The organism is Mesorhizobium hawassense (assembly GCF_003289945.1).
GTDB lineage: Bacteria > Pseudomonadota > Alphaproteobacteria > Rhizobiales > Rhizobiaceae > Mesorhizobium > Mesorhizobium hawassense.
In genome coordinates, this window is the sequence record NZ_QMBP01000021.1 from 76,290 (window position 1) to 94,721 (window position 18,432).

Consider the following 18,432-nt stretch of genomic DNA (forward strand, 5'->3'; position numbering starts at 1 on the left):
CGCTTCAACCGCCTCCTGAAAGCGATGGCTACCAAGCCACCGCTCACGGTCCCGGGCGCGGGAACGATTGCAGCAAAAGGTCAAGCATCAAGTGCGGATGCTTCCGCAGGTTCTGTCGGAACTCGAACTCCCAAAGGTAGGTCTGCAACCACTTCTCCGAAACGGCCACGTAAGTCCCGCGCATAGAACGCTTAACGTGCGACCAGAAAGCTTCGATGTTGTTGGTGTGGACAGCGCCGTTCACGTACTCGCCGGAACGATGGTTCACGGTGCCATGCAGATAGCCAAGCTCTGACAGTTCGCGGAACGCGCCAGCCTCATCCGTCGCGATACGCGAGCCGGGGCTTTACCCAAGCGAAGATCGCCGGCATCACATGCTTACGGCCACCCGGCAGAACGCGGGTGATGACCTCGCCACCGCGTTCGATGGCGCCGAAAACGACCGTCTTGTCATCCTCGCCCATCTTGTCCTTGCCGCCGTAAAACATCTTGTCGGCTTCAACGATGCCGCCGTCCTTGCCGCCAAGCGGCGTGTCGCCGTCAACGTAGCCCATGTACTGGCGGATCAGGTTGCACATGCGCCAAGCGGTCTTGTAAGTCACGCCGATAGTGCGCTGGACTTCCTTGGCTGACACGCCGTTGCGGGACGTGCAGAACAGGAACATGACCGTGAACCAATCGCGCAAGGAAGTGCGCGTAGCTTCAAACGGCGTGCCAGCAGTCGGGTAGACCTGATAGCCGCAGAAATCGCACTCGTAGCAGCGGCGCGACTTCACGCGATGGAAGTTCGCTTCCTCGCCGCACTTGGCGCAAACGTGCCGCTTGCCGTACCGCGTCGCCATGAGGTGATCGAGGCACGAATCATCGGTCGGGAACCGTTCGAGGAACGATTTGAGGGTTTCGGGTTTAGGGGTCGTGCTCATGCGACAACATATAGCACTTCATGCTACATGTTTCAAGGGGATACATCCGGCTTAATCCGATCGAACCGCCGTGGTACGGACCCGTATGCCCGGTGGTGTGGGAGGGGCGGCGCCGTGAGGCGTCCCCCTATCCCGATCAATCCCTCTTCGATTCTGTCAAAAGCCGAACCGCTCTAGTGCATTCCAGGCGGCTTCAAGATCTTTCGCGAGCCCCGTGAAGTCTGGAACCGCATCGACCGATTCCACGCGCTGGACCTCGCTCGGGCGAACCTCGCAGCTCTCCACGCGCCGAGCGTCGCTTCCCAGCTCATCTCGAGCTGCGCCGCAATGAGGCGGTTCTCGGGGTCGCAGGCCGCATAACGGCGCTCGGCGAGCGATGCCTCGTAGTGCACCTGCTACCGATTCAGCTCCATCGTCTGCCGGCGCCTGGCCTCGCTCTCCAGCTGCATCTGTTCAGCTTCCAACGCCGTCTCCATCGCCATCGGCGCGACCGCCTCCAAGGCTTCGCGGATCACCGCGCATCGGTGCGAAAGCAGTTGAACGACATGCAAGGCGCCTTCGCCATCATCTGGTTGCCACGATCGCAGCGATAGACGGGATATCCTGCGGCGAGCAGCTGCTCGTTCCGTTCGTACTCGCTCCATCCGATATAGCGCTCGTGATGGTCCTTGAGCACCACCGCCCACTGGCTGGCCGGCTTACCATGACCATAGCTCTTGCGGACACGGCCATCGATGATCTCGGTGCGCTTCTCGCTCTTAGGCTCCGGCGGCCATCTTGAAGCGGCAGAGACCTTCCAGCGATTGAGGCTGTAGCGGATGGCCTTGGCGAGGTCCGCCTTGCGGCTGATCCTGCCCAGGCTGGCCTCCACGTAATTCTTGAGGTCGGCCAGCAGTGGCACACTTTGAGCCTGGCGCGCAGCCAGACGAACCGCAGCGCTGCGGCCGTTGATCTCGCGGTCGACGGCGAAGATCGTGCCGATCTTGTCCAGTGCCTGACGCGCGATCGGCGATGTCGTCTTTGCGTGCTCGTCGAATAGTTCGCGCCTGGCATGGGCCCAACACGCGACCGGCTCCAGGCGCGGACGACCGGTGATCCGATCCGGTTCGTAGAGCTTGTCCAAGCCGGCATAGGCGTCGGCGTGCAGGAAGCCGGATGCCGGCGCCAGCAGGGCTTGGGCGTGCTCGCCCTTGCGGTCAGGCAAGTAGCGATAGAAAGCCGCCGGCGGATTGGGCGAGCCCCAGGTGCCTTCGTCGCGCACAACGACCCATAGCCGGCCGCTCTTGGTGCGCCCGCGTCCGGGATCCTGAACCGGGATCGGTGTGTCGTCGGCATGGATGGCCGGGCCGGCGCGAGCGTAGTCGCCGATGCGTTCGGCCACCGGCGCCACCAGCCCCGGCGGCCCGTCCGACCCAGTCGGCCAGGGTCGATCGATCCCGGTCGACGCCCTCGCGGGCGTAGATGCTGGACTGTCGGTTCAAAGGCAGGTGGTCGCAATATTTGGAGGCCAGCACGTGGGCGATCAGCCCTGGCCGGGTCTGCCGCGCTCGATCGGCAGGCTGGGCATCGTCGGCTGGGTGATGGCCTCGCAGTCCCGGCAGCTCTTCTATGACCCTTTGCGAAGGCACTTAACGTCCGGCTATATCTGCCCTCCGTCTGGTTCGAGAACAAGCTTTGCTAGTGTAACCGCGTGTCCGAAAAACCGGGAGCAGGCCACCATATATATCCATCTGAATCCTGTATGGATACGGACAACATTTCATATTTGACCTGCTACCGCACGCGTGCCACGTTCAATGCTGAATCAAGGGGGTTATTCGTATGCCCGTTATCAATCGCGTAGCCGATTTGCACCCGGATATCATAGGTTGGCGGCGAGACCTGCATCAGCATCCCGAACTCCTTTATGATGTCCATCGAACATCTGCGTTCGTCGCTTCTCGCCTGCGTGAGTTTGGCTGCGATGAAGTTGTCGAAGGGATCGGGCGTACAGGCGTTGTGGGCGTCATCAAAGGGCGGATACAATCAGACTCAAGTCGAAGCATGTCGATTGGGTTGAGGGCGGATATGGATGCGCTGCCCATTCTAGAGGCGACCGGCCTACCCTACGCGTCACAGACTCCCGGTAAAATGCATGCGTGTGGCCATGACGGCCATACAGCTATGTTGCTGGGTGCTGCCTGCTACCTCGCAGAAACACGCAATTTCCGTGGCAGCGCCGTCTTGATTTTCCAGCCTGCTGAAGAAGAGGAAGCTGGCGCTGCTGCCATGATCAAGGACGGCTTGATGGAACGCTTCGATGTATCGGAAGTGTTCGGGATGCACAATTGGCCAGGCCTCGCGTTGGGATCATTTAGCATTCGGTCAGGACCCATGATGGCCGCCTACAATGTCGTAGAGATAAACATTGAGGGGCTAGGCGGTCACGCATCTGCACCGCACGACTGTATTGATGCGGTTCTAGTCGGCGCTCAGCTTATAACAGCTGTCCAGCAAATTGTGGCTCGAAACTTGGATCCCTTGGAAGCAGCGGGAGTTTCGATTTCCGAATTTCACGCCGGCTCAACACCGGGCGTGATTCCACAATCAGCTGTTCTACGCGGCACGATACGCTCCCTTTCAGTTGAAGTGCACGAAATAATCAAGGTTCGATTGAGCGAGATTGTTGCGGGTACGGCAAAGATGACCGGCGCACAAATCGGATTGTCATTTATTGGCGGTGCGCCGTTAACGTTTAACCATCCTGATCAGACCGAGACAGCACTAGCAGTCGCGAAGGACCTAGTCGGGGAAGCCAATGTCCATCTCAACCGACCGATCATGGCGGCTGAAGACTTCGGTTTCATGCTGGAAGCTCGTCCAGGAGCTTACATCCTTTGCGGAAATGGGGATAGCGCCGGTTTGCACCATCCGGCTTACGACTTTAATGACGAAGCCATCCCGTACGGGACTTCTTACTGGATCAAACTTGTCGAGACGAAGCTCGCGCCTTGAAGCGACCACACCACGCGCCGAAGCTTCGCGGCTCAAATTGGCAGCCTATCTCCAACCTCGATGCTAGATGGGCCTATATCAACACCGCATTTGACTGATCAAGCGGAGCCTTCTCATATTCGTTCAAGGCCAGCGCAAAGCCATGGGCCGTGATGGAAGTAGGCGCGAATATATGGTCCTTCAGCCGCCTAGGAGCGTGTTTGTGCGAACCAAGACCCGTTTCGCGCCCAACGAGAGCGACTCTATGAATAATTGCAGTCAAATCGGGGAATTCGTTATGAGTCATTACGCCAAGGAAGCAATTCTTGACCATGATGCGCAGGCTGAACGTGGTCAAGCAGGCTTGCGGGGACTGCAACATTGACGTGGCCGTATGAAAGTTATCCAACGGCGGTCATGGCAGGCTGCGATGCCCAATGACCTGAGACATCGGAAATCGTTAGCGCTCGCCCAGCTCCACTTGGTGGCGAGTTGGCCTCGGTGCGGGTCCCGAACTGACTGCTCCGCTGCGCGGTCGACATCTCGATCGCGGTACCGCGCCTGAGGGAGCATACGGATCTCGTTCAGAGCACATTCGGCAAAAAGGTCCATCACGCGGGCCGTCGGCGCTCAAACAGCGGTCAAGCCACCGATCCCTTTCGGACAGCCGCCGGCCATCTGAAAATGCGATGGCACCATCCGGGACATTATATTGGCGACCTCAATGCCATATTGCGCATACTGCTATCAGGATTTTGCCGCACCTTTCTTTAACGTAGTCAAGCAGAAATCGAGCGAAGCAAGTGCAGATCAAAGACGTCCTCCTCGCGCCGGGCAGCGGTGCATTTTTCTATGACGACCAGGCTGCTATCAGGGCCGGCGCCTCGCAGGATGGCTTCATCTATCTTGGCGAACCACTAACGTCCGGTTTTACCTCTATCCGCGTTCCGGCGTCTTCGCTGAGCATCGGGCTTGTCCTTGTCGACGACACGGTCGTTTGGGGCGACATGATGAGTGTTCAATATTCTGGAGCCGGTGGACGCGATCCCGTGTTCGACATCAAACAAATCTCGGATCTTACCGCGCGGGTCATGGTACCACGACTTATCGATGTCGACACGTCTCGCTACCTTGATGCCTGCACGAAGGTTTTCGAGCCATTCGAACGCGGGCGGCTGCCCCTCGCGCTTGAGTACGGGGTCAGCCAAGCATTGCTTCGAGCCGCGGCCTATCTCCAGCGTACCACCATGGCAGAGGTTATTTGCGCCGAATTTGACTTACCGCTGCCGACCCGCAGGGTTCCGATTTACTGCCAGAGCGGCGATGCTCGGGAAACCAATGTCGATAAGATGATTCTGAGGTCCGTGGATGTTCTTCCCCACGGTCTAGTCAACTCACGTCGGCAATTCGGCGTCAACGGCCAGACCTTCGTGGAGTTTGTGAAATCGGTTGCAGCGCGCACGCGCGTGATCGGCCGCCCGGGCTATCAGCCGGTGCTGCACTTCGATGTTTATGGCTGGATCGGCCAGGAATTCGGCTTGGGTCCGCAACGCATCGCCGACTTTATCTGCAAGGTTGCAGATGCCGTTCCGGGTTTCTTGCTCAATATCGAGTCTCCGGCGGATTTTGGTTCGACAAAGGCTCAAGTTGAGAATTACGCCGAGATCGTGTCGATTCTGGACAACCGGGGTTCGAGCGCACGCGTTGTCGTGGATGAGAGATGCAATACGCTTGAGGACATTCGGGTCTTTGCCGAAGCGAAGGGCGCGCATTTCGTACAAATCAAGACTCCAGATGTCGGCTCAATAGCCGACACGGCTCGTGCCGTCCTCATTTGCAAGGCCAACCAAATCGGAGCGTATGTCGGAGGAAGCTGTACAGAGACGGATCTCTCCGCCCAGGCTTCTGTCCACGTATCGGTGGCAACCCAGGCCGACATGATGCTTGCGAAGCCCGGAATGGGTGTCGACGAGGCATATTCCATCGTCGGGAACGAGCAGAACCGGTTACTGGCGATGCTGAACCGTCGTCGGAACAAAAATGAAAACGTTGGATGAAAACACGGTGTCGCATGCAGAACTCTCTTGAGGGGATCACTGTCGTAGCCGTGGAGCAGGCGGTGGCCGCGCCTTACGCGTCGTCTAGGCTCGCGGATGCCGGTGCCCGGGTGATCAAGATCGAACGACCCGAAGGGGACTTTGCCCGAAGCTACGACAAGTTGGTCCGAGGGCAGAGTGCTTATTTCGTCTGGCTTAATCGGGGTAAGGAATCGGTGTGTCTGGACCTGAGGTTGGAGGCGGACCGCGAGGTACTCGACACGCTCATTGCCGCTGCTGACGTCTTTATCCAGAATCTCAAGCCGGGCAGCATCGAAAAACTAGGTTTCGGGTCTGCTGACCTGCGTCGTCGATTTCCGCGCCTGATAACCTGTGACATCTCGGGTTTCGGTGACAAGGGGCCTTATTCACACTTGAAAGCCTATGATCTCATCGTCCAGGCCGAAACAGGTCTATGTGCGATCACCGGCAACCAACAAGGGCCCGCACGTGTAGGGGTCTCGGTCTGTGACATCTCAGCGGGCATGACAGCGCACAGCGCCATTCTTCAGGCGATGTATCACCGCGAGGTCACCGGTGAAGGGACCAGCATTCAGGTGTCGCTGTTCGATGCCGTCGCTGACTGGATGAATGTTCCGGTTTTGCAAAGCGACTACAGTGGCTACCACACGGTACGCGCCGGCGTGAAACACCCGTCTCTGGCGCCATATGGCGCCTATCGTTGTGCCGATGGTAAGGACGTCATCTTTTCGGTTCAGAATGACCGCGAATGGGTGAGTTTTTGCGAGAAGTTCCTCAAGCAGCCGGAACTTACACGCGCACTTGGTTTTGCCGATAATATGCAGCGGCTCAGTCACCGTGCGCAACTTGATAAGTTCATCGACCGGCGGTTCTCTGAACTATCCTGCCAGGAAGCAATGCAGGAGCTTGAGGCGGCCGGACTGGCATATGGTCGACTAAGCGAAGTGGCGGATGTTTCAAAGCATCCACATGTCCGCAGAGTCGAGATTGGCACGCCTGAAGGAAGCGTCGAGACGATCGCGCCGGCGGCAATTTTCAATTATGAGCAGCCCTCGCTACGCCCAGTTCCGGCTCTTGGCGCTCATACTGAGGCTGTCCGCGAGGAGGTTCTGGGGCTTCTGCGCGACAGAGCCGCGTCAGCTTGAGCGCGCGTCTGAGTATGGGGAGTGCTTTTGCGAAAACTGTGTACCTCGGGTCATCTCAGCGCGTCGGCTATCCAGCAAGCCCGCTACCGTCAGGCTCGCTAAGATTGATTGCAGAGGTCACTCCATGATCGCGGACACCCTTCCGTCAGTTGAAACCGCTGTACCACGTTGGAGATCCCTGCTCTTCGTACCCACTCACATACCGCGCTTTGTGGAGACGGCCCATGAGCGGGGTGCGGATGGCGTCATACTCGACCTCGAGGATTCCGTTCCCCAGGATCAGAAGGGAGAAGCACGGCGGCAGCTTCCTGAATGCGTGGCCAAGGTGGGCCGGAAAGGCGCATCTGTCTTGGTCCGCGTTAATCATGGTTTGCGCGCTTTAGCGGCCGACCTTGATGCAGCAGTGATAGCGGGTGTTGACGCGCTTGTTCTTCCGAAGACGGACTCGGCAGAGTGGGTACTAGAGATCGCCAATGCAGTTTCAGAACTTGAACGGGAAAGAAGTCTTCCGCGGGGACGCATCCGGTTCCTTGCCCAGATCGAGACCCCGGGCGCCTTGCAAAGGCTCGCGGCCATTGCGTTGGCGCATCCCAGGATGGTCGCAATGGCGCTCGGTCCCGAAGACTTCAGTGCCGCTGTCGGCGGCGCCCCTGAGTTCGACCTTCTGCTGGCGCCGAACCTTTCTGTTTTGTTTGCCGCCCGTGCGGCTGGCTTGCTGCCACTGGGCTTCGTAGGGAGCATCGGCGAGTTCTCCGATAGTGATAAACTTCGTGAAGCCGCGACGCGTGCGCGGCGGCTTGGCTTTGTCGGAGCCTTGGCGATCCATCCGACACAAGTGGCCATATTCAATGAGGCATTCTCGCCAAGCGCAGGAGAACTCGAGTGGGCCCGTCGCGTCGTCGCTGCGGAAAACGATGACGCCACGCATGGACGGGCTGCATTCTCGTTGGACGGCAAGATGATCGATCCGCCGGTGGTGCGGCGCGCCCATGAGATCCTGGCTCTCGCCAGCAATAACCGACCAACCAATCAGCGGCCGGACAGGCGCTAGTTTCACAGCAATACTATTACAGTTTTGTGAAATTATTACAGCTTTGTGACTTCCCTGCCATCTCATTTCGAGATAGATACGAAGGCGCTGGGGATCATGCCGCGGCTGGATTTCTTCATCGTGGACATCAGGCAGTTAAGATATTTCGTCGGCGTGGTTGAAGCAGGCAGTTTTACGAAGGCCGCCGGCTTCCTCAATGTCGCCCAGAGTGCGCTGAGCCTACATGTGCGCCAACTGGAGGAAGGTTTCGGCACCCAGTTGCTGATACGCGATAGGACCGGCGTGAGTGTCACGGCGTCGGGAGCCAAACTCCTGGAGCGGGCGCGGGCGATTCTCAGGGAAATTCGGCTGACCGAGGTGGAATTAACCAACACAGCTACTGCCCCGGCGGGGGAGGTGACTATTGGCATTCCGTCTGGAGCTGCTCGAGTCCTAAGCGGCCCGCTGCTTGAGTCGGTAAGAAACGAACTGCCCAAAGTGTCCCTCAAAATGGTCGAGGGTATGACTGGACCGCTAGAGGAGTGGATGGCTGCTGGACGCTTCAATCTGGCAGTTCTCTACCGCACGGCGGACAGTGTAGGGCGAATGACGGTGCTAGCGCGCGAAAACCTTTGTCTGGTGGTCCCATCCGGCGAGCCGCCTTTCGAAGATGCGATATGCCTGGCGGACCTGCATGCGTTCCCGTTGGCGGTTCCCATGCGCAATAACAACGTCAGGCGTTCTGTGGCTGACGTCGTGGCGCAACACGGTTGCGTGCTGGACGTCGAGTTTGAAGTGGACTCGCTCTCAACGATCATCAACATGGTTATAGAGGGAAAAGCCTATTCTATTCTGGCCCCGTCCGCGGTCCAGAAAGAAGCCTCTCAGGGGCTGGTGCGGACCGTCAAGATCGTCGATCCGGTGATTACCCGCTCCGTCGTGCTTGCTGTAAATCCGAAAGATGAGCGCTCCGCGGCCGTCTCCGCGGTCCGCAAGCTCATCCCCAAGGTCGCCAGAGAATTAATTGAGAGCCGGGGCTGGGCAGCCGCGGCTCCTGACGCGGCCTGACAGCCGTCGATCTATAAAACACGACCTTTTTTGCCATTGGATTAGATCGATCTGGATTCCAGATGGATTTCGGCACTAATCGATATTTGACCCGCCGCGACCGTCGCGATGAAACTGGCTCAAGCGTGTTGCCGGTTTCAACGTGGAACGGCACTCGCATGGCTGGAATTCCCACAAGTGGAGCACGCGATGTCCGACGTCAGGAGCCACGAGCTCTTCATCAACGGCAAATGGCGGGCCGGTGGTAGCAGAGCCACATTGCCGGTGATTAATCCGGCAACGGAGAAGGTATTTGCCTCGGTGGCCTCGGCGACGGTGTCGGATCTGGATGAGGCCCTGGCTTCGGCAGAACGCGCCCGCAAGGCTTGGTCTTCACGGCCTGCAAAAGAACGTGGCGAGATCCTGGTAGCAGCCGCAAGAATCTTGGCAACGAAGATTGAATCAGCAGCCAGGGACCTGACCGCCGAACAAGGAAAGACGATTGCCGAAGCGACAGGTGAGTACACGCGTGCCGTCGAAACGCTGGAATGGAACGGCAGGCATGCCGAAGAGCTGTCGGCCCCTATTCCGATGGGGTCGAACCGGATGATCGTCCCGGAGCCGCTCGGCGTCGTTGCTGCATTTACGCCCTGGAACTATCCGGCCGTTCTCATCGCCCGCAAGCTCGCTCCGGCGCTGGCTGCAGGCTGCCCGGTGATCCTCAAAGGGGCTGAAGAGACACCGAGCGTGGCTGTCCATATCGTTGAATCATTGCGCCAAGCAGGCATCCCCGACGGCGTGGTCAATCTTGCCTTCGGTGTTCCGGTGCACATATCGCGGCATCTGCTCGGTTCGCCAATCGTGAAGGTGTTGACTTTCACGGGCTCCTCGGCGGTTGGAAAACAGCTGGCCGCACTAGCGGCGAACAACTTGCAGCGTTGCATTCTTGAACTGGGTGGGCACTCTCCGGTTATAGTGTGCGAGGATGCGGACCTCGCAAAGGCCATACAGGCGATCTCGGAATACAAATTCGAGTGCGCTGGCCAGAGCTGCAATGCCCCCAGCAGAATCCTGGTCGCGCGGCCACTCTACGAGGAATTTTTGTCCCGGATGACGGAGGCGGTCCGCAAAATCAGAATCGGCCTACCAGACGACGCTGCAACGGACATGGGTCCGATGGCGAACGCGAGGCGAATCGAGGCCATGCAGCGCCTGACCAAGGATGCGCTCGATCGTGGCGCCCGCATCGAGACCGGTGGCGCCCGCCTCGACCGACCGGGCTTTTACTGGCCGCCAACCATCCTGACGGGCGTGCCAAAGGAAGCGAGAGTGCTTCATGAAGAGCCCTTCGGACCGATCCTCACAGTCGCGCCGTTCGACACGCTCGAAGAGGCCATCGAGGAAGCCAACGCCACCGATTATGGCCTGGCCGCGTATTTGTTCAGTGGCGCTGCCGACACGCAACAGATGATGATCAAGTGCCTTTCGGCAGGCGCTGTCAGTGTGAATTACCTGAAAGGGGTTTCCGCGGACGCGCCTTATGGAGGCGTCAAGCAAAGCGGCTATGGATACGAGGGCGGCGAGCAGGGGGTGCGAAGCTTTCAAATCCTCAAGATGGTAAATGGCCTCGGATCATTTGGATGAGTTTTCGTGGATAGAAGAACACGGACCATCGACGGCAAGGATATCACAAGGAGCGTTGCCGACGCTCTTCAGTACATCTCGTACTACCATCCTCCAGATTACATCCGGTCTCTTTCGCAGGCGTACGCGCGCGAACAGAGCCCTGCGGCGAAGAATGCCATCGGGCAGATTCTGGTGAACTCCCGCATGGCAGCCTTCGGGCGGCGGCCGATCTGCCAGGACACCGGCCTTGTGGTGGTCTTCGCGAAGGTCGGCATGGACGCCCGCATCAAATCCACGGTCAGTTTCGCAGACCTCGTGAATGAGGGCGTCCGTCAGGCCTATCTCGACCGTGACAATCCCCTTCGGGCATCGATCGTTGCTGATCCGCTCGCCGGACGGGTCAACACCCGTGACAACACTCCAGCGGTCATCCACGTCGACCTTGTGCAAGGGAACCAGATTGAGATCACCATCGCCGCAAAAGGCGGCGGATCGGAGAATAAGGCCCGCTTTACCACCTTGAACCCCAGCGGGTCTGTTGCCGATTGGGTAGTTGACACAGTTTCGACGCTTGGCAGTGGGTGGTGTCCGCCCGGCCTGATCTCCGTTGGCATCGGTGGTAGCGCTGAAAAGGCGATGCTGCTTGCCAAGGAAGCCATGAACGAGCCCGTCGATATAGCGGAACTGATCGCCAGGGGGGCGTCGAGCGCGGAGGAGGCACTGCGGATTGAACTTTATGAACGGATTAACGCGCTGGGCATCGGCGCTCAGGGCCTTGGTGGCCTGACGACAGTCGTCGATGTCAAGGTTGCGACCTATCCTACCCATGCGGCGTCCAAGCCGGTGGCGCTCATTCCGCAATGCGCCGCCAACCGGCACGTGAAGTTTACCTTGGATGGCTCTGGACCAGTCAGGCTGGAGCCGCCCGACTTGCGCGAATGGCCCGACATTGGAACCGACGAATTGAGTCCAGGCGGCGTTCGCCGTGTTGATCTCGATGCTCTGACGAAGAAAGAGACGGCATCGTGGCGCTGTGGTGAAGCGCTCCTTCTGTCCGGAAAGATGCTGACAGGCCGTGACGCCGCCCACAAGCGAATGGTCGAGTTGATCGACGCCGGCAAGCCGCTTCCGTTCGATCTGCAGGGACGCGTTATCTACTACGTTGGACCCGTTCGCGCGGTGAGAGATGAGGTCGTCGGACCGGCTGGCCCAACAACCTCCAGCCGTTTGGACGATTTTGCGGACAAGGTGCTCACGGAAACCGGGCTTTTCGCGATGGTGGGCAAAGCGGAAAGAGGACGGGCTGCCGTCGAGTCCATCGTAAGACACAAAACGCCGTATCTCATCGCGGTAGGGGGGGCTGCCTACCTGATCTCAAAATCAATCAAGTCAGCGCGGCTCGTTGCCTTTGAAGACCTGGGCATGGAAGCAGTCTATGAATTCGAGGTGCAGGATATGCCTGTCATCATGGCTGTCGATGTTGAGGGAAACTCCATTCACAATTCCGGGCCTCTTGAGTGGCGCAAGCGCATGGCGGCGGACAGCATCGCACGCAACATTGGCGTTTGAGCCTTCCGACCAAGCTCGGTTGTTTGGCGTCAATTCATTGTCGACAACGGCTAAGAGCAGAAGGTCATGAAGTCGAAACCCAATCCTGCGCGCCTAGACGCTTGGGACTTCCGCATTCTTTCAGAGATTCAGTCGGACGGCCGGATTTCAAAAAGCGAGCTTGCAAAACGCGTTCATCTGTCGGCGTCGGCCTGCTCGGAGCGGCTCCGTGCACTCGAGGTCGCAGGGATTATTGAGGGTTTTCACGCGCGACTGAGTCCGGCGCTCATCGGCGGCATGGTCTTTGTCATGGTGGAGGTCGTATTGGATCGTCATCGCCTCGAGGACCAAAGACACTTCGAGACTGCGATCCAAGAATATCCGGAAATCCTGGACTGCTGGGCTATCGGCGGGCGGGTCGATTATCTAATGCGCGTCGCATCTCTTTCCATGGCTGCGTATCAGGGTTTCATGGAGGGACTGCTGCAGGCAGGCTTGGGGATCGATCAATATTACAGTCTTGTCGTGACCAAACCGGTGAAATCCAATGCGCCGATCCCCTTGTCCGCACTATGGCAGCGGTGAACGCCGAAGCCTTGGTTCCACGGCGTTTTACCTCAATTCCGCGAAATCGTCGGCTAAAGACGTGCATTCCCGCGAAACCCAAGCGACGTTTGCGGTATGCTATTTCTAGAGAGGCGGCTGGCCGAGTGCCCCGCCAACTTTGGCGAGGAGAGGGACCATGCGCTTGAGCAATCTGGGAACCGAGCAACTCAGAGAGAAGGATCGAAGCTTCGTCTTTCATCCGTCTACCCATCTGGCCAAGCACAGCCGAGGCGAGACCCCAAATCGGATCATGGCCGGCGCGGAAGGCGTCTACATCTGGGATACCGAAGGCCGAAAGAGCCTTGACGGTTTCGGTGGGCTCTACTGCGTCAACATGGGATATGGCTGCACGGAAATTGCCGAGGCCATTGCCAGGCAGGCGCACGAATTGCCGTTCGCCCATGTCTATGCAAGTCAAGGAACAGAGCCAGTCGCCCTCTTGGCAGAGGCCGTCGTCGAATATTTTGGTCAGAACATGCAAAGGGTCTTTTTCGGCCTCTCGGGTTCCGACGCCAACGAAACCAACATCAAGCTGGTCTGGTACTACAACAACATTCTAGGCCGCCCTGAAAAGAAGAAGATCATTTCGCGCCATCGCGGTTATCACGGGTCTGGGCTGGTCACCGGGAGCCTGACGGGCCTTGCCTTCTTCCACAATTTCTTCGACCTGCCGTTGGATCTGGTGCGCCATACCACGACGCCGCACTATTATCGCCAGGCGCTTGACGGCGAAAGTGAGGAGGCGTTCTCGAAACGCTGCGCGGATGAACTTGAAGGCCTTATCCTCGCTGAAGGCCCGGAGACCGTTGCGGCTTTTATAGGAGAGCCGGTGCTTGGGACAGGCGGCATCGTTCCGCCCCCAACAGGATATTGGACAGCTATTCAAGAGGTGCTGGATAAGTACGATATCCTTCTGATCGCCGATGAAGTGGTTTGCGGCTTCGCGCGAACCGGTGAGAAATTCGGTTCTCACCTCTATGGCATGCGGCCGGACTTCGTGACTATCGCCAAAGGGTTGAGTTCGGCCTACCTGCCCATCTCCGGATCAATCATTGGCGGCCGCGTCTGGTCGGTCTTGGAACAAGGAACAGAAAAGCATGGCGCGCTGGGCCATGGCTGGACATATTCGGGTCACACGCTTTGCGCGGCGGCCGCGCTCGCCAATATTCGACTCCTAAAGGAAAGAAATATTCTGGAGCATGTTCGCGATGTCGGACCCTATTGGCATGCACGCATGAATGCCGAACTGGCGGGGCATCCTATCGTCGGTGAGGTTCGTGGTGTCGGTGTCCTCTCCGCCGTAGAGCTTATGCGAGATCCAAAGCACAGGATACCGTTTGAATCCAATCTTCAGGTAGGCGTTCGCGCCGCCGCTGCTCTGTTCGAGAACGGTGTCATTGGCCGCGCCATGCCGCATGGCGATATCCTCGGCTTTGCCCCGCCTTTGATCATAACCCGGAAGGAGATCGACTTAATCGTCGACGCAACCGCGAACTCGGTCGAGACGACCTATCGCGCGCTGAAGGCTGAGAATGCGATATGAAAAGAACGCCGACGAAGCGAGCCCCGGGTTCGACGCCGTCCCGGGTAACCAATTTGGTGGTCCCTGGATGAACTTTCCCACGGACCAGATATTTGACGTCAGCCTGACGTAGAACTGGTCGCCCACTGATGTCCCATCGGTGAAGACGGGTTGACTGCGCACTCACGCCGAGCCGACCGAAACTGCTAAACTTGAAGCCGTCAGACTTCGATCGCAAGCGGTAACCAAATCAATTCTGCCGCCGCTGTCCTGTTGCCCAACGACCGGGGCGTCTGTGCGGCGCGCCCTGCCGGTGTGTACCTCCCCGCCGGCAGGGCGCCTTTGTTTGACCCTATATCTGCTGATTGTCGCGCGTCCGCAATCGACAGTTCGAGAAGGAGGTCATCTCAATATCCGCATGGCATATCGAGCTTCCATATTTCCATTCACCATGGCAACAGCCCACAATCGCAGCTTCGGAACCGCAGCTTACGGCAGCCGGCGTCGAGGTCGCAGGCGCCTCCTTCATATGATCGAAGGTCCGGAGAGTAGTCAATTCGATGAATTTTCTTCAGCGCGAATCGCGGGGGAAAGTCTTATCGCCGTAGCTGCTAATGTAAGTTCACGGTTTAATTGAAACGACCGCAGGTGAAAATGCAGATCGTCTTCGAAACTCTGCTGGATCAGTTGTCTTTGAGTGTTGATGAAGTCGACTTCCATAACGCACTGGCCAGCGCCGCCGGCGCCTTCGACATTCCCGCATTCGCCTATCTGTCTCTGGTGTCTGATCGCGTCACAAAACCCAGGCTGATATCGAACTATCATTCCGGCTGGACGTCGCACTACTTGCGCCGCCAATATCAAAAAATTGACCCGGTCATAGAGTGGGCAAGATGCAGCGAATGTCCCTTTCAGTGGGGACCGAGATTCGGCCATGCCGGCATTTCAGCGCGACAGCAAAAGCTTTTCGATGAGGCTGCCGAATTCGGCATCTGCTGCGGACTGACGATTCCACTTATCGATCGTCGCGGCGGTGCCGCTGCAATGACCTTCGCGGCAGACAGGCTCGATTCGACCTTCCTGCGCACCGCCGAGAAATATGAACAGGCGCTCGAGATTATGGCGATGTGCTTTCACATCTCAGTTCGCCGCAAGCTGTCAGGTGGTCTGGCGGTGGATGGTGTTTCGCTGACGCCCCGTGAGTACGAATGCCTGCAATGGACGGCGAGGGGCAAGTCCGCCTGGGAGATCGGCTGCATCTTGGGGATCAAGGAGCGTACGGCCGCTTTCCATCTGGACAATGCCAAGAAGAAGCTCGGCGTGCGCACCAAAACTCAGGCGGTGACGCTCCTGGCCTCCTCACGATCATCAATCCTCTGAGGAACAGAATTCCTCTTTGTCTAGTGAGGGTTCGCCTCCAATGGCAGGATCATACCTGTGAGGAGACCATCACGATTGAGCGTGTTGCGCCCGGCTGGGGAAAAGGCATTATCGCCCGAAACGCCTTGTCTGATCTCGCTGCACGGGCGGCAAGCGTGATGATGGCCGACAGTCGCCAGCACGTAAAGCTGCGAAATGCTCACCGGGACCTCCAGCTTCTCGTGGAGGGCGCGGAGGTTTCCGGCGTCGAGAGGCGCCGGGATGGGGCGGATCGCCGGCGGCGGACATCGCCTGTGATCACTTCGATGCGTCGATACTCGTTGGATAAAAGCGTATTCTTTAAGCCCGCGCTTGAGCCTTTCTGCTTATGCCGATTGTCCGGTCGAATTGGGGGACAGTTCACAATCAGAGCTGAGCCTCTTGGCGCAGGCGAAGGTTGTTTTGACATGCCGTTGTGCATCTTTGGTCCATTTGTCGGCTGGATGATCACTATTCAAACACTCAATTTTACCGACCTACAAGACCCTATTAGAGGATCCTGAATTGCAGTGCGTTGGGTATCCGTCGTGGTGATTGGTGCGTCGACGGAGGCTGCGGGAAAGAAGTCGGAGACGGCATGTGCGGGATTGTTGGTATCGTTGGGCAACAGCCCGTGTCGGAGCGGTTGGTCGGCGCGTTGAAGCGTCTGGAATATCGAGGCTATGATTCCGCCGGCGTTGCGACGATCACCGGGGGCACGTTGCAGCGCAGGCGCGCCGAGGGCAAGCTCGTCAATCTCGAGACGAGACTGAAGGCAGAGCCGCTAAACGGCTCCATCGGCATCGGCCACACGCGCTGGGCAACCCACGGAGCGCCGACGGAAGGCAATGCGCATCCGCACTTTACCGACGGTGTGGCCGTCGTCCATAACGGCATCATCGAGAATTTTGCCGAGCTGAAGGAGGAATTGACGGCGGCGGGAGCCGAGTTCCAGACCGACACCGACACGGAGGTAGTCGCGCATCTCGTGGCAAGACACCGCCAGGAGGGCATGGGGCGGGGCGAAGCGATGCATGCCATGCTGAAACGCATCAAGGGCGCCTACGCGCTCGCCATCCTTTTTGAGGATGATCCGTCGAGCATCATCGCAGCGCGCAATGGACCACCGCTGGCAATCGGCCACGGCGACGGCGAGATGTTTCTGGCATCCGACGCGATCGCGCTTGCCCCCTTCACGAATGAAGTCACCTATCTCATCGACGGTGACTGGGCCGTAATCGGCAAGGGGCGTGCCGATATCTTCGATTTCGACGGCTACCCCGTAGAGCGTCCCCGTCAGACCTCCATGGCCGCGGCTTATCTGGCCAACAAGGGCAAACATCGCCACTTCATGGGGAAGGAAATCTACGAGCAGCCCGAGGCCATCGGCCGTGTGCTCGCCCATTATGTCAGCTTGATAGAGAATCGCGCCGATCCAGTTCCGACCTTCGATTTTGCCAGCATTCCGAGCCTGGCGATCTCTGCCTGCGGCACCGCCTACCTCGCCGGACTGATCGGAAAATACTGGTTCGAGCGCTATGCTCGCCTGCCAGTCGAAATCGACGTTGCGTCGGAATTTCGCTACCGCGAGATCCCATTGTCGCCCCAGTCTGCTGCTCTTTTCATTTCGCAATCTGGCGAAACGGCCGATACGCTGGCTTCGCTCAGATACTGCAAGAAGGTTGGACTGAAAACTGGCGCGATCGTCAATGCCGCCGAATCGAGTATCGCTCGGGAGGCCGACTCGGTCTTCCCCATCCTTGCCGGCCCGGAGATCGGCGTCGCCTCCACCAAGGCCTTCACCTGCCAGCTTGCCGTTCTTGCCGCACTTGCCATCAGCGCCGCCCGGACCCGCGGAACGGTGACCGAAAATGAGGTGCTGGCGCTGGTCCGAAGCCTTGCCGAAATGCCGCGCATTATGGGCCAGGTCCTGAACAGCATCCAACCTAAGATCGAGCTCCTGGCGCGCGATTTATCCAACTATCACGACGTCCTGTATCTCGGCCGTGGTACCAGTTTCCCGCTGGCGATGGAGGGTGCGCTGAAGCTCAAGGAGATTTCCTACATCCACGCCGAGGGCTATGCGGCGGGCGAATTGAAGCACGGTCCGATCGCATTGATAGACAAGAACATGCCGGTGATCGTCATCGCGCCATTTGATCGCTTTTTCAACAAGACCGTCTCCAATATGGAAGAAGTGGCCGCCCGTGGAGGGCGGATTATCCTCATCACCGATGAAAAAGGAGCAACCGGATCGAAGCTCGACACTATGCACACGATCGTGCTGCCAGCTGTCGACGAGATTATCGCGCCGATGATCTTCTCGCTGCCCCTACAGCTTCTTGCCTATCACACAGCGGTCTTCATGGGCACAGATGTCGACCAGCCGCGCAACCTCGCAAAATCAGTCACCGTCGAATGATTGTGACGCGCTCATAGCTCTGTCTTCAAGCGAGATGCAGATCAGGTCCAAAAGGCACATTTCAGGCTTCACGACGGGCGCCATTGAGCTCCGGTGCGAAATGAAAGAGCCCAG

The 18,432-nt window shown here is 58.4% G+C and carries 13 protein-coding genes and 2 pseudogenes; 11 read left to right on the forward strand and 4 right to left on the reverse strand.

Annotated elements, in window-relative coordinates; genetic code table 11:
• Window positions 1–43: 43 nt before the first annotated feature.
• From DPM33_RS30445 to DPM33_RS37655, 3 genes and pseudogenes are all read right to left on the reverse strand, one after another.
• Window positions 44–923: pseudogene (locus DPM33_RS30445) on the reverse strand (IS1595 family transposase).
• A gap of 511 nt (window positions 924–1,434) precedes the next feature.
• On the reverse strand, window positions 1,435–2,304 hold the full coding sequence (locus tag DPM33_RS30455) for an IS66 family transposase (protein ID WP_208648472.1): 870 nt from the start codon (window positions 2,302–2,304) through the stop codon (window positions 1,435–1,437).
• Window positions 2,305–2,380: 76 nt separating this feature from the next.
• Window positions 2,381–2,551: pseudogene (locus tag DPM33_RS37655) on the reverse strand (IS66 family transposase); the annotation flags it as partial.
• Window positions 2,552–2,744: 193 nt separating this feature from the next.
• Between DPM33_RS37655 and DPM33_RS30465 the strand changes: the two are divergent.
• Window positions 2,745–3,917 (forward strand): M20 aminoacylase family protein, encoded by a 1,173-nt coding sequence (locus DPM33_RS30465; RefSeq protein ID WP_112101069.1) that lies wholly within the window; start codon window positions 2,745–2,747, stop codon window positions 3,915–3,917.
• A gap of 73 nt (window positions 3,918–3,990) precedes the next feature.
• On the opposite strand, the gene DPM33_RS30470 is transcribed toward DPM33_RS30465, so the two are convergent.
• Window positions 3,991–4,254 (reverse strand): hypothetical protein, encoded by a 264-nt coding sequence (locus tag DPM33_RS30470; RefSeq protein WP_146770347.1) that lies wholly within the window; start codon window positions 4,252–4,254, stop codon window positions 3,991–3,993.
• Between the two features lie 445 nt (window positions 4,255–4,699).
• Here DPM33_RS30470 and DPM33_RS30475 point away from each other — a divergent pair, with 445 nt between their 5' ends.
• The 10 genes from DPM33_RS30475 (at window position 4,700) to glmS (ending at window position 18,318) form a co-directional block, all read left to right on the forward strand.
• The gene (locus DPM33_RS30475; protein ID WP_112101071.1) at window positions 4,700–5,953 is read left to right on the forward strand and encodes a methylaspartate ammonia-lyase; all 1,254 of its coding nucleotides are present in this window, start codon (window positions 4,700–4,702) and stop codon (window positions 5,951–5,953) included.
• Window positions 5,954–5,967: 14 nt separating this feature from the next.
• Complete coding sequence (locus DPM33_RS30480; protein ID WP_167449271.1) at window positions 5,968–7,119, forward strand: CaiB/BaiF CoA transferase family protein; 1,152 nt, start codon at window positions 5,968–5,970, stop codon at window positions 7,117–7,119.
• A 124-nt stretch (window positions 7,120–7,243) separates the two neighbouring features.
• The gene (locus tag DPM33_RS30485) at window positions 7,244–8,170 is read left to right on the forward strand and encodes an HpcH/HpaI aldolase/citrate lyase family protein (protein WP_245442514.1); all 927 of its coding nucleotides are present in this window, start codon (window positions 7,244–7,246) and stop codon (window positions 8,168–8,170) included.
• Window positions 8,171–8,290: 120 nt separating this feature from the next.
• A complete protein-coding gene (locus DPM33_RS30490) occupies window positions 8,291–9,217 on the forward strand; it encodes a LysR family transcriptional regulator (RefSeq protein WP_112101104.1) in 927 nt (308 codons plus the stop codon).
• Window positions 9,218–9,406: 189 nt separating this feature from the next.
• Window positions 9,407–10,840, forward strand: a complete 1,434-nt coding sequence (locus DPM33_RS30495) for an NAD-dependent succinate-semialdehyde dehydrogenase (RefSeq protein WP_112101073.1) — start codon at window positions 9,407–9,409, stop codon at window positions 10,838–10,840.
• Between the two features lie 6 nt (window positions 10,841–10,846).
• Window positions 10,847–12,391, forward strand: coding sequence for a fumarate hydratase (locus DPM33_RS30500; protein ID WP_112101074.1), 1,545 nt, complete (start codon window positions 10,847–10,849; stop codon window positions 12,389–12,391).
• A gap of 66 nt (window positions 12,392–12,457) precedes the next feature.
• Window positions 12,458–12,955: an Lrp/AsnC family transcriptional regulator gene (locus tag DPM33_RS30505; RefSeq protein ID WP_112101075.1), complete on the forward strand. Its 498-nt coding sequence runs from the start codon at window positions 12,458–12,460 to the stop codon at window positions 12,953–12,955.
• A 157-nt stretch (window positions 12,956–13,112) separates the two neighbouring features.
• The gene (locus tag DPM33_RS30510) at window positions 13,113–14,519 is read left to right on the forward strand and encodes an aminotransferase (RefSeq protein ID WP_112101076.1); all 1,407 of its coding nucleotides are present in this window, start codon (window positions 13,113–13,115) and stop codon (window positions 14,517–14,519) included.
• Window positions 14,520–15,152: 633 nt separating this feature from the next.
• A complete protein-coding gene (locus DPM33_RS30515; RefSeq protein WP_112101077.1) occupies window positions 15,153–15,878 on the forward strand; it encodes a LuxR family transcriptional regulator in 726 nt (241 codons plus the stop codon).
• Window positions 15,879–16,494: 616 nt separating this feature from the next.
• Window positions 16,495–18,318, forward strand: a complete 1,824-nt coding sequence (glmS, locus tag DPM33_RS30525) for a glutamine--fructose-6-phosphate transaminase (isomerizing) (protein WP_112101078.1) — start codon at window positions 16,495–16,497, stop codon at window positions 18,316–18,318.
• Window positions 18,319–18,432: the final 114 nt, after the last annotated feature.